Genomic DNA, 11,767 nt, shown 5'->3' on the forward strand with positions numbered 1-11,767 from the left:
CCGAAGGGCCGTAGGGGGGCCAGGGGCGCAGCCCCAGGGACGGGAAGGGAAGGGGCGGAGGGGGCGAACAACCCTCCCCGCCCCACCCCTTACTTCACGGACCCCGCCATGACCCCCTGCACGAAGTGCCGCTGGAACGCGAAGAACACGACCACCGGCACCACCAGCGACAGGAACGCCCCCGGCGCCAGCACATCCACATTGCTGCCGAACTGCCGAATCTGCGACTGCAGTTCCACCGTCAGCGGCTGCGACGAACTGTCCGCGAACAGCAACGCCACCAGCATGTCGTTCCACACCCACAGGAACTGGAAGATGGCGAGGCTGGCGATGGCCGGCCGCCCCACCGGCAGCACCAGCCGGGTGAAGATCCGCCACTCGCTTCCGCCGTCCATCCGGGCGGCCTCCAGCATCTCCTTCGGCATCTCGGCGAAGTAGTTCCGCAGCAGGAACACCGCGAACGGCAGCCCGTACGCCACGTGGAACAGCACCACGCCGGGGATGGTCCCGAACAGGCCCAGCTGGCCGAAGAGTTTGGCGACCGGCAGCAGTCCGATCTGCACGGGGACCACCAGCAGCGCCACCACGACCAGGAACACCGCGTCCCGGCCCGGGAACTCCAGCCAGGCGAAGGCGTACCCGGCGAGCGCGGCGACGACCACGACGAGCGCGGTGGTCGGCACCGAGATCAGCACGGTGTTCCAGAACGCCTGGGTCATGCCGGAGTTCTCCAGCAGCGCCGAGTAGTTGTCGAAGGACAGCTGCCCGGGGCTGGTGAGGACGGTCCACCAGCCTCCCTTCGCGGTGTCCTCCGCCGACCGCAGCGAGGACAGGAACAGTCCGGCCAGCGGGGTGATCCACACCAGCCCGATCACCACCAGGAAGGCCTGCACCACCGCGCTGCTCAGGCCGCGACGGATCGCGTTCATCGCTGACTCCTCTTGAAGCGGCGGACGTTGAACACCATGGCCGGGACCACCAGGAGCAGCAGCAGGACGCCGAGCGCGCTGCCCAGTCCCTGGTTGTTGCCGCCGCCGAAGGACACCAGCCACATCTGCGTCGCCAGCACGGTCGCGTCCTCCTGCACCGGGCCGGGCGCGATGATGTAGACGAGGTCGAAGACCTTCATCACGTTGATCACCAGTGTCACGAAGACGACGGTCAGCACCGGTGCGAGCAGCGGGACGGTGATCCGCCGGAAGATCTGCCACTCGTTGGCCCCGTCCATCCGCGCCGCCTCCAGCGCGTCCCGGGGCAGGGTGGCGAGGCCGGCCCCGATCAGTACCATCGCGAACCCGGTCCAGATCCACAGGTAGGCCCCGATGATCGCCGGGGTGACCAGTGCCGGGCCGAGCCAGGAGATGCCGTCGTAGGGCGGCGCGAAGTTGGCCGAGGGCAGCTTCAGCGCGTACGAGCCGTCGTCGAGTCCGGTGAAGCGGAAGGAGCCGTCGGCCGCGGTGGTGGTGCTCGCGACCTTCTTCCCGTCGCGCACCGCCTCGACGGTCACCCCGGGCAGTCCGCTCTCGTCCGGGTCGACCTCTCCCTGCCGCCCTCCACCGCCGGGCGTGAAGTCGAGGTACACCACGCCGCGCACCTCGTCCGCTGCGGCCGTGTCCGACGCCGCCTTCGACGCGGGTCCGGCCTCGCCGGGGAGGTCCTTGGGGGCGACGCCGACCAGACCGAGCGCCGCCGTGCCGCCGGGTGAGACGTCCGACGCGGTGACGTAGGAGCCGTCCGGTTCCTTGGTGAGTCCCTGGTCGTCGCGGGCGCGGGCGGTCGGGTAGGAGGAGCTGCCCGTGAAGGCGTCGTGGACGGAGACGACGGCCGCGTTGAGGACACCCTTGTCGGGGTCCTCGTCGTAGGCGAGGCGGAAGATGATGCCGGCGGCGAGGAAGGAGACCGCCATCGGCATGAACAGCAGCAGTTTGAAGGCGGTGGCCCAGCGCACCTTCTCCACCAGGACGGCCAGGATCAGGCCGAGTCCGGTGAGCAGGGTCGGGGCCACGACGACCCAGATCGCGGTGTTGCGGACGGCCTTGAGGGTGGTCGGGTCGCGGAACATCTCGGCGTAGTTCTCGCCGCCCACGAACTCGGTGCCGGAGGCGTCGAAGAAGCTGCGGCCGACGGAGAACAGCACCGGGTAGACCACCAGCGCGCCCAGCAGCAGCAGCGCGGGGAGTGCGAACAGCAGGGCGACGATCCGCCCTCGCCGGCGCAGGCGCCGCCCGCGCGCGCCGTCGGGGCGCGCGGGGGCCGGCGGGGTCGCCTCTTTCAGGAGTGTGGCGGTCATGGCCGTCAGTTCCCGTAGGCCTTGGCGGCGGCCTTCTCCAGCTCGGCCGCGGTCTTCGCCGGGTCGGACGGGTCGCGCAGGAAGTCCTGGAGGATCTTCCACTCGCCGGCGCCCTTGGTGCCGCCGAAGGCGGCGGGGGCCTGGTCGGACATGTCGAAGCGGACGGAGTCGCCGGCGGCGATCAGGGACTCGGCGGTGGCGCGGGTGACGTCGTCGCCGTAGGAGGACAGGTCCAGCTTCTTGTTCGGGGAGAGGAAGCCGCCCGCCTCGGCCCACACGGCAGCGGCTTCGGGGCTCGCCAGGTACTCGACGAGGGCCATGCCGGCGTCACTGTTCTTGCCGTCCTTGAGGACGACGGCCGCGTCGCCGCCGCTGACCACGGGTGCCTCGCCGGCGCCGACCGGCGGGAACGGGAAGAAGTTCGCGTCGGTGCCGATGGTCCTGCCGAACTGGTCCTTGGCGACGCCGGCGACGAAGTCGCCCTCGTAGACCATGGCGGCCTCGGCCTTCGGGCCGAAGACCTTCTCCACCGAGCCGGGGAAGTCGGTGTTGAGGGCCGCCTTCTGGCCGCCCGCGACGAGCTGCTTGTCCTTGAACAGCTTGCCGAGGGTGGTGAGCGCGTCGACCACGGTCGGGTCGGTCCACTTGATCTCGTGCGCGGCGAGGGCGTCGTACTTCTCGGGTCCTGCCTGGGAGAGGTAGACGTTCTCGAACCAGTCGGTCAGGGTCCAGCCGTCCTGGCCGGCGACGGAGAAGGCGGCGAGTCCGGAGTCGGAGATCGTCCGGCCGTTCTTCAGCATCTCGTCGTAGGTCTTGGGCTCCGCGACGCCGGCCTGTTCGAGCGCGTCGGGGCTGTACCACACGGTCGACTTGTGGGCGGCCTTGAAGTACAGCCCGTACAGGGTGCTGTCGACCGTGCCGTAGTTCTGCCACACCTCGGCGAAGTTGGCGCCGACCGCGGACTGCACCTTCTTGTCCAGCGGCTTCAGCCAGCCCTGCCCGGCGAACTGCTTGAGCACGCCGACCTGCGGGACCATCACGACGTCGGGGGCGTTGCCGCCTTCGATCTTGCTGCCGACGACGGTGGAGACGTTGTCGCCGGTGGAGACGAACTGGGTCTTGGCGCCGGTCTTCTCGGTGAAGGCGTCCAGCACCTTCTGGAAGTTCTTCTGCTCGCTTCCGGACCAGACGCCGGCCACGGTGACGGTCTGGCCGTCGAGCGACTTGTCGCCGCCGCCGGCGGTGACGGGGTCGCCGCTTCCGCAGGCGGTCGCGCCGAGCGCGAGGACGAGGGCGGTGCATCCGGCGAGCAGGGTGGTACGTCGTCGCATCATCATCGATGTCCCTTCGGGGAATTTCGCGAAACGGGAGGTGACCGGGCCGTGGTGGCCGGGCGTGCTTCTCAGGAGCCGTCGATCCACCAGGCGGCGGTGGAGCCGGGCAGTTCTCCGGGCGGGCAGGGGCCGCTGGCGAGCAGCGGGGTGCCGGGGACCGGAGCGGGTACGGGGGCGGTGCCGAAGTTGACGGCGCAGACGAGGTCGTCGCCGCGGGTGAAGGCGAGGACGCCGGGCTGGGTCTCCAGCCAGCGCAGCGAGCCCTCGCCCAACTGGTGCAGGGCGGCGCGCAGTTGCAGGCCGTCCCGGTACAGGTGCCAGGAGGAGCGGGTGTCGGCGAGGGCGCGGTGGGTGGCGTACTCGGCGAAGTACTCGGGCTGCGGCAGCCACGGCTTGGCGCTCTCGGTGCCGGAGGTGAAGCCGAACGGCGAGGCCTGGCCGGACCAGGGCAGCGGCACCCGGCAGCCGTCCCGTATGCGGGCACGGCTGCCGGTGCGGCGGAAGATCGGGTCGGTGAGCACGTCGTCGGGCAGGTCGACGACCTCCGGCAGCCCCAGCTCCTCGCCCTGGTAGATGTAGGCGGCGCCGGGCAGCGCCAGCATCAGCAGCGCGGCGGCACGGGCGCGGGCGGCGCCGAGTCCGCTGCCCTCGGCGGGCTCCCCGTAGCGGGTGACGGTGCGCACCTGGTCGTGGTTGTTGAGGACCCAGGTGACGGTGGACCCGGTCCCGGCGATGTCCTGCATCGCCTCGGAGACGACCTTGCGGAAGGCGTCGGCGTCCCAGGGCGCGCCGAGCAGGTCGAAGAAGAAGGCCTGGTGGAGCTCGTCCGGGCGGACGTACTTGGCGTGCTCGCGGGCGGAGGGCACGGACACCTCGCCGACCAGGAGACGTTCGCGGCCGTCGCGGGCGGTGTACTCCTCGCACACCGCGCGCCAGTGCCGCCACACGTCGTGCACCTCGGGCTGGTTCCAGGCGAGCGGGTTGACCGAGTCGCGGGTGCGGGCGTCGGCCTCCGGGTCCGGGGAGTCGGGCAGGTCCGGGTGCTTGAACAGGCCGGCGGCGACGTCGATACGGAAGCCGTCGACGCCCCGGTCCAGCCAGAAGCGCAGGGTGTGGTCGAACTCGGCGGCGACGGCGGGCTCGCGCCAGTTCCAGTCCGGCTGTTCGGGCGTGAACATGTGCAGGTACCACTGGCCGGGGCGGCCGTCGGACTCGGTGACGCGGGTCCAGGCGGGGCCGCCGAACATGGCGTGCCAGTTGTTGGGCGGCTCCCCGCCGTCGGGGCCGCGGCCGTCGGCGAAGTGGAAGCGGGCGCGCTCGGGGCTGCCCGGCGCGGCGGCGAGGGCCTCGCGGAACCACGGGTGCTCGCTGGAGCAGTGGTTGGGGACGATGTCCAGCAGGACCCGGATGCCGAGGCGGTGGGCGGCGGCCACCAGCCGGTCGAACTCGGCGAGGTCGCCGAAGACCGGGTCGACGTCGCGGTAGTCGGCCACGTCGTAGCCGTGGTCGTGCTGCGGCGAGGGGTAGAAGGGGCTGAGCCAGATCCCGTCCACGCCGAGCTTCCTCAGGTACGGCAGTCCCGCCCTGACCCCCGCGAGATCGCCGATGCCGTCACCGGTGCTGTCCAGGAAGCTGCGGACGTACACCTGATAGATCACCGCGTCACGCCACCAGTGGTGCCTGTTCACCCCGTCGACCTGTCTGTGAGGAGAGCTGCTGCCTGTTATGCATGCATGTTAGGTAGCGGTGAACAGCAGGTGTCAATGAACTGGCGCAAGCTACCGGGAGGTTACGGGGTACAGGGCAGGGCGAGCTGGGGCATCTCGGGCGTGACTGAGACGCTCGCGTTACCTAACACGTAACTAGGGAGAGGGTCAGCGGGAGGAGACGGCGGCGAGCTCGGCCGCCAGCCGGCGCACCGCCGCCCCGGGCGTCTGCCGCCCGGTCATCGCGTCGTGCACCACCGCCTGCACCACCAGGCTCACCTGGTCGTAGTGCGGGCTCTTCGGCCGGGGGGCGGCGGCCAGCACGCTCTCCCGCAGGCTCGGCAGGTACGGGAACCGGCGCACGAGTTCCTGGTCGTCGTACAGGGCGGCCCGTACGGGCGGCAGCGCGCCGCGGGTGAGCACCTGGCGCTGCACCCGCTCGCTGGTGAGGTACGCGATCAGGCGGGCGGCGGAGTCGGGGTGCCGGGCGTGGCTGCTGACGGCCAGGTTGGAGCCGCCGAGGACGCTGGTGCCCGGGCCGTCCGGGCCGGGCAGGGGCACGGCGCCGACCCGGCCGGCGACCTTCGAGCCGGGCGCGGAGGCGGCGACGTAGGCGTAGGGCCAGTTGCGCAGGAAGAGCAGCCGGCCGTCCTGGAAGGCCTGCTTGGACTCCTCCTCCTTGTACGCCAGCGCCTCCCGGGGGATCCAGCCCTCGCGGACGCCCCGGGCGAGGAAGCCGATGCCCTTGCGGGCCGCCCGGGAGTCCACGGTGACGCGTTCGCCCTCGTCGCCGAGGATGCTGCCGCCCGCCGAGTACACGGCCTCGGCCGCGTTGACGGTCAGCCCCTCGTACGGCAGGAACTGGCCGGCGTAGCCGTCCAGACCGCGTGCGGGGGCGAGGGTCTTCGCGGCCCGTTCCAGTTCGGCCCAGGTGCGCGGCGGCGGGACGCCCGCGTCGGCGAGGACGTCCTTGCGGTACAGCAGCAGCCCGGCGTTGGTGACGTACGGGACGGCGTACAGCCGGTCGTCGTAGGTGGCCGTGTCGACGACCCGGGGCAGGAAGGTGTCCAGCGGGAAGCGGTCGCGGGGCAGCGGGCGGATCCAGCCGGCGGCGGCGAACTCCGAGGTCCAGCTGACGTCGATGTTCAGCACGTCGAAGCGGCCCTGCTCGCCGTCGCGCAGATCGGTGATCATCTGCGCGCGGGTCTCGTCGGCGGAGTCGGGCAGTTCGACGAGGGTGACCTCCTCGCCGGGATGGGTGCGGTTCCAGCCGTCGAGGACCGCGCCGAGATAGCCGGTGAGGTCCCCCGCGGTCGCCAGGGTGAGCGGTCCGCGCCCGTCGCCCGGACCCTCGCCGGCCTGCGCCCCGGAGGCGACGTAACCGGTCAGAACGACGATCAGGACGAGAAGGCCCCTACCCGCGGCATGGATCCACCGCATAGGTTCCTCCCTGTACACCGGCACCCGGGCACCCTTGCCGGGGTCAGAGGCCATGTATACCCGTTAGGTATGGGCGATACTAGGTCCTGCGGCACATTACCCAGGAGCGCGAGGAGGAGAGCACGAGTGCGGCTGCCCCTCCTGGCGCTGCTCGCCCGCGGCCCGGCGCACGGTTACGAGCTCAAGCAGGACCTTGAGCAACTGCTGGGCTCCGCGTACCCTCAGCCGAACGTCGGCCAGATCTACGTCACCCTCGGCCGCCTCGAGAAGACGGGGCTGATCGAGGGCGAGGCCATCGAGCAGTCGAGCCGGCCGAACAAGAAGGTCTACCACCTCACCGAGGCCGGGCACGAGGCGCTGCGCGCCTGGTACGAGGAGACGGCGGACGAACCCCGGGTGCGGGACGAGTTCTTCATGAAGCTGGCCCTGGCCCCGCAGACCGGTCTCGCCGACCAGATCGCCCTCATCAACAGGCAGCGGCGCCAGTATCTGAACACCATGCGCCAGTTGTCGAAGCTGGCGGCCGCCGAGGACCGGGACAACCGCATCTCCCATCTGCTGATCGAGGGCGCGATGCTGCACCTGCAGGCCGACCTCGACTGGCTGGAGCGGTGTCAGGAAGAGCTGGAGGAGCTTCAGTGAGCGAGAGCGACGCTCCCGTGCTGCACGCCGAAGGCCTGGTCAAGACGCACCACGGCGAGGGCGCCCCGGCGCACGCCGTACGCGGCGTCGACCTGCGGGTCACCCGGGGCGAGTTCGTGGCGATCACCGGTCCCTCGGGGGCGGGCAAGTCGACGCTGCTGCATCTGCTGGGCGGGCTCCAGCGGCCCGACGCGGGCAGCATCCGGCTGGACGGCGAGTGCACCGACGGCTGGAGCGAGGCCCGCTGGGCGGTCGAGCGGCGCCGGCGGATCGGGATCGTCTTCCAGTTCTTCAACCTGGTCTCCGACCTGTCCGTGGCGGACAACGTGGAACTGCCCGCGCTGCTCGCCGGGATGCCGCCGAGGAAGGCCCGCGCCGCGCGCGGGGAGCTGCTCGCCGAGCTGGGCCTCACGGGCAAGGAGCGGAGCATGCCGGGCGAGCTGTCCGGCGGTGAGCAGCAGCGGGTCGCCCTGGCCCGGGCGCTGGTCAACCACCCGCCGCTGCTGCTGGCCGACGAGCCCGCGGGCAGCCTGGACAGCAGGGGCACGCGCGAGGTGATGCGGCTGCTGTCCCGCTTCAATCAGCGCGGGCAGACGATCCTGCTGGTCACGCACGACGCCCGGCTGGCGAGCGCCGCGGACCGGGTGATCTCGTTCTTCGACGGCCGGATAGCCGACGACGCCGAACTCGACGCCGGTCCCCCGCCGCGCCGGGCCGGTACGTCCGGCGTGCTGGAGCTCAGGGACTGACATGGGCGTCACGACCGGCCCGCGAGGCACCGACCTGCGCGCCACCACCGGCCCGCGAGGCACCGACCTGCGCGCCACCACCGGCCCGCAGCGCCCTGACATGCGCGTCCACGACCGACCCGCGAGGGGCTGAGACCGGTGCGAGCGACTCTGCGCTGGGCGCACTCCGATCTGCGATCGCACCGCGGCGAGGCCCTGTTCCTGGTGCTCGCCACCGCCGGCGTCGTGGTCTCCCTGCTGCTGGCCACGGCCCTGTTCGGGTACGCCACCAACCCTTGGCAGAGGGTCTTCACCCAGGCGCACGGCGCCCACGTCACCCTGCACACCACCACGTCCGCCGACGCGTCCAGGCTGGCCGGCCTGGACGGGGTGCGGTCCGTCGCGGGCCCCTATCCCACGGCCTCACTCACCCTGGCCTCGCAGGGCGGCCGGGCCTCCGTCGAGATGCGCGGCACCGCGGACCGGCCCGAGGTGGGCCGCCCCCTCGTCGCCTCCGGGCACTGGCTGGATACGGCGACGCCCGACGGGGTGGTGCTGGAGAGCGGCCTCGCCCGCGCGCTGCTGACCGCCCCCGGCGACACCCTCACCGTGCCGGGCACCGCGCGCCGGCTGACCGTGGTGGGTGTGGCGGACAGCGCCGAACCGCGTTTCCGGCCGGGTGAGCGGGCCGGGCTGGTGTGGGCGCTGCCGTCCGCGGTGCCCGAGCCGGACGGGCAGGTGATCGGGCTGCGGCTGGCCGATCCGGGCGACACCGGGTACGCCGTGCAGCGGGCGGTGACCGCGCTGGGCGCCGGGGCGATCGGCGAGGTGGCGACCTGGCAGCAGGCACGCGCCGAGGCGCAGGGCGACAACCGGCTGCTCGGGCAGGTGCTGGGGCTCTTCGGGCTGGGCGCGCTGGTCGCCGCCGGGCTCGCCGTGCACGGGGCGATCACCACACGCATCCGGGGCCATCTGCGGGACATCTCCGTCCTCAAGGCGATCGGCTTCACGCCCGGCCAGGTGGTGCGCGTCTTCCTGATCCAGCACCTGGGTTACGCCCTGCTCGGCGCGGTGGCCGCCGCCGCGCTCACCGAGGTCCTCGGCGGCGCGGTGCCGGGGCGGCTCGGGGACGCGGTGGACGTGTGGCAAGGGCTGCCCGGGCACACCGTCGCGCTGTGCGTCGTACCGGTGGGGGCGGTGCTGTTCATCGGCGCGACCACCGGGCTGGCCGCCTGGCGGGCGGGCCGGGTCCCGCCGGTTCCCGTGCCGCGCCCCGCGGCGGCGCCGGCCGGCCGGCTGACCGGTGTGGCGCGCCGCGCGCTGGGCGCGCGGGTGCCTCCGGCGCTGGTGCTGGGCTGGCACAAGGCGTTCACCCGGCGGCCGCGGTCGCTGGGCGCGGTGGGCAGGCTGGCGCTGCCGCTGCTGCTGATCGTGGTGGCGCTGAGCGCGTGGACGACGATCGACCGCTTCCACAGCGCCCCCGAGCGGGTGGGGCTGCCCGCCGCGCTGAGCGTCCGCGCCGACGCCTCGCTGGACGACGGGGAGGTGCGGGCCCTGCTGGAGAGCGATCCGCGGGTCACCGCCGCCCATCCGGGTGTGGAGGTGGCCGCGCTGGTCCCCGGCCAGACCGCCACGATCGCCCTGCGCGGGTTCGGCACCCACGAGAAGCCGTACCCGTTCTCGGTGGCCGAGGGCCGGGCGGCGCGCGGCCCGGACGAGGCGGTGGCCGGGCAGGGACTGCTCGACCTGCTGCACGTGCGGGTGGGTGACTGGGTGCGGATGACCGTCGGGGACCGGCCGCAGATCCTGCACATCGTGGGCCGGAGCATCGAGCCGGAGAACGCCGGCCGGGTCATCTCCACCTCGCTCGACACCCTGCGCGCCAACGACCCGGAGATGCGGCCGGGCCTCTACCAGCTGCGTCTCGAGCCGGGCGCGGACCCGGCCGAGGTGGCGGCGCGGCTCGCGTCGGAGGGCCGCGGTCACCTGGACGTGCACACCGTGGCCAACCCGGCCGACGGGCTGTCCCCGCTGCGCGCGGTGGTGCTCGGGCTGGTCGTGGTGCTGGCCCTGATCGGGCTGGTCGAACTGCTGACGGCGATCGGCGGCACCGTCCGCGAGGGTGAGCGCGACCTGCTGGCGCTGAAGGCCGTCGGCCTGTCCCCCCGGCAGATCACCGCCGTCACGGTCACCGCCACCGCCGGTACGGCCCTGGCGGCGGTGCTCCTCGCCACCGCGCTGGGGCTGCCGCTGGCCCACTGGCTGATCGACGCCCAGGGCCGGTCGAGCGGCATCGGCGCGGGGATAGCCCAGCTGCCCTCCCCCGCGCTGCTGGTGCTGCTCGGTACGGCCGCCGTCCTGGGCGCCGCCGCCCTCGCCGCGCTCCCGGCCGCCCGCGCGGCCCGCCGCCGCCTCGCTGACACGCTGAGCGCGGTGGCCTGAGCCGGGGGTTGCACGACCGCGGGAGGCGGACGGCGCTCCGCCGTCCGCCTCCCGGGTGCTCAGCTCCGGCCGCGCAGCTCCCGGTAGGCGGCGACCAGTGCCTTGGTGGACGGGTCGAGGCCGGGGACGTCGGCACCCTCGGTGAGGGCGGGCTCGACACGCTTGGCGAGCACCTTGCCGAGTTCGACGCCCCATTGGTCGAAGGAGTCGATGTTCCACACCGCGCCCTGCACGAACACCTTGTGCTCGTACAGCGCCACGAGCTGGCCGAGGACCGACGGCGTGAGGGCGCGCGCGACGATCGTGGTGGTGGGGTGGTTGCCCTGGAAGGTCTTGTGCGGAACCAGTTCCTCGGGGACGCCCTCGTCGCGCACCTCGTCCGGGGTCTTGCCGAAGGCCAGCGCCTGCGTCTGGGCGAAGAAGTTGGCCATCAGCAGGTCGTGCTGGGCGGCGAGCCCCTCGCTCAGCTCCTCCACGGGCTCGGCGAAGCCGATGAAGTCGGCGGGGATCAGCTTGGTGCCCTGGTGGATCAACTGGTAGTAGGCGTGCTGCCCGTTGGTGCCCGGCGTGCCCCACACCACGGGGCCGGTCTGCCAGTCGACCTCGTGTCCGTCCCGGCCGACGTACTTGCCGTTGGACTCCATGTCGAGCTGCTGGAGGTAGGCGGTGAACTTCGACAGGTAGTGCGAGTACGGCAGCACCGCGTGCGACTGCGCGTCGTGGAAGTTGTTGTACCAGANCCCCAACAGNCCNANNANCAGNGGNNCGTTGNCCTCCGGNGGGGCGGTGCGGAAGTGNTCGTCGACGATCCGGAACCCGTCGAGCATCTCGCGGAACCGGTCCGGGCCGATCGCGATCATCAGCGACAGGCCGATCGCNGAGTCGTACGAGTAGCGNCCGCCGACCCAGTCCCAGAACTCGAACATGTTCGCCGTGTCGATGCCGAACCCGGCGACCTTCTCGGCGTTCGTCGACAGGGCGACGAAGTGCCGCGCCACCGCCTTCTCGTCACCGCCGAGNCCCNCCAGCAGCCAACTGCGGGCCGAGGTGGCGTTGGTGACCGTCTCGATCGTGGTGAACGTCTTCGACGCCACGATGAACAGCGTCTCCGCCGGGTCCAGGTCGCGGATCGCCTCGTGCAGATCCGCGCCGTCCACGTTGGAGACGAACCGGAACGTCAACTCC

10 protein-coding genes are annotated in these 11,767 nt (G+C 72.2%); 4 read left to right on the forward strand and 6 right to left on the reverse strand.

The window, feature by feature from the left end; translation table 11 throughout:
- Positions 1–89: 89 nt before the first annotated feature.
- The 5 genes from B100_RS0125635 to B100_RS0125655 all read right to left on the reverse strand — a co-directional run bounded on the left by B100_RS0125635 (position 90) and on the right by B100_RS0125655 (position 6,770).
- A complete protein-coding gene (locus B100_RS0125635; protein ID WP_024887275.1) occupies positions 90–929 on the reverse strand; it encodes a carbohydrate ABC transporter permease in 840 nt (279 codons plus the stop codon).
- On the reverse strand, positions 926–2,290 hold the full coding sequence (locus B100_RS0125640) for an ABC transporter permease (RefSeq protein ID WP_024887276.1): 1,365 nt from the start codon (positions 2,288–2,290) through the stop codon (positions 926–928). Before B100_RS0125640 ends, B100_RS0125635 begins: the two co-directional genes overlap by 4 nt.
- A 5-nt stretch (positions 2,291–2,295) precedes the next feature.
- Entirely contained in the window at positions 2,296–3,624 is a 1,329-nt protein-coding gene (locus B100_RS0125645) for an ABC transporter substrate-binding protein (protein ID WP_024887277.1), read from the reverse strand.
- Positions 3,625–3,692: 68 nt separating this feature from the next.
- Entirely contained in the window at positions 3,693–5,312 is a 1,620-nt protein-coding gene (locus B100_RS0125650) for a glycoside hydrolase family 13 protein (protein ID WP_024887278.1), read from the reverse strand.
- A 186-nt stretch (positions 5,313–5,498) separates the two neighbouring features.
- Positions 5,499–6,770 carry an ABC transporter substrate-binding protein gene (locus B100_RS0125655; protein WP_024887279.1) on the reverse strand — a complete coding sequence of 424 codons (1,272 nt, stop codon included), beginning with the start codon at positions 6,768–6,770 and terminating at the stop codon, positions 5,499–5,501.
- A gap of 126 nt (positions 6,771–6,896) precedes the next feature.
- Here B100_RS0125655 and B100_RS0125660 point away from each other — a divergent pair, with 126 nt between their 5' ends.
- Genes B100_RS0125660 through B100_RS0125675 form a run of 4 tightly spaced genes read left to right on the forward strand, consistent with a single transcriptional unit; the run spans position 6,897 to position 10,582 of the window.
- On the forward strand, positions 6,897–7,412 hold the full coding sequence (locus B100_RS0125660; RefSeq protein ID WP_024887280.1) for a PadR family transcriptional regulator: 516 nt from the start codon (positions 6,897–6,899) through the stop codon (positions 7,410–7,412).
- Positions 7,409–8,161 carry an ABC transporter ATP-binding protein gene (locus B100_RS0125665; RefSeq protein WP_024887281.1) on the forward strand — a complete coding sequence of 251 codons (753 nt, stop codon included), beginning with the start codon at positions 7,409–7,411 and terminating at the stop codon, positions 8,159–8,161. Before B100_RS0125660 ends, B100_RS0125665 begins: the two co-directional genes overlap by 4 nt.
- A gap of 1 nt (position 8,162) precedes the next feature.
- Positions 8,163–8,294 carry a hypothetical protein gene (locus tag B100_RS37725; RefSeq protein WP_486585703.1) on the forward strand — a complete coding sequence of 44 codons (132 nt, stop codon included), beginning with the start codon at positions 8,163–8,165 and terminating at the stop codon, positions 8,292–8,294.
- A gap of 5 nt (positions 8,295–8,299) precedes the next feature.
- Positions 8,300–10,582 (forward strand): FtsX-like permease family protein, encoded by a 2,283-nt coding sequence (locus B100_RS0125675; protein WP_024887282.1) that lies wholly within the window; start codon positions 8,300–8,302, stop codon positions 10,580–10,582.
- 59 nt (positions 10,583–10,641) lie between these two features.
- Here B100_RS0125675 and pgi read toward each other — a convergent pair.
- A partial coding sequence (gene pgi, locus B100_RS0125680) for a glucose-6-phosphate isomerase (RefSeq protein ID WP_024887283.1) occupies positions 10,642–11,767 on the reverse strand: 1,126 nt, incomplete at its 5' end.

This window comes from Streptomyces sp. CNH189, assembly GCF_000527195.1.

Excerpts from the sequence above, each read along its gene's own strand:
- B100_RS0125640 (WP_024887276.1), bottom strand. The coding sequence starts at position 2,290 with ATGACCGCCACACTCCTGAAAGAGGCGACCCCGCCGGCCCCCGCGCGC.
- B100_RS0125655 (WP_024887279.1), bottom strand. The coding sequence starts at position 6,770 with ATGCGGTGGATCCATGCCGCGGGTAGGGGCCTTCTCGTCCTGATCGTC.
- B100_RS0125635 (WP_024887275.1), bottom strand. The coding sequence starts at position 929 with ATGAACGCGATCCGTCGCGGCCTGAGCAGCGCGGTGGTGCAGGCCTTC.
- B100_RS37725 (WP_486585703.1), top strand. The coding sequence starts at position 8,163 with ATGGGCGTCACGACCGGCCCGCGAGGCACCGACCTGCGCGCCACCACC.
- B100_RS0125645 (WP_024887277.1), bottom strand. The coding sequence starts at position 3,624 with ATGATGCGACGACGTACCACCCTGCTCGCCGGATGCACCGCCCTCGTC.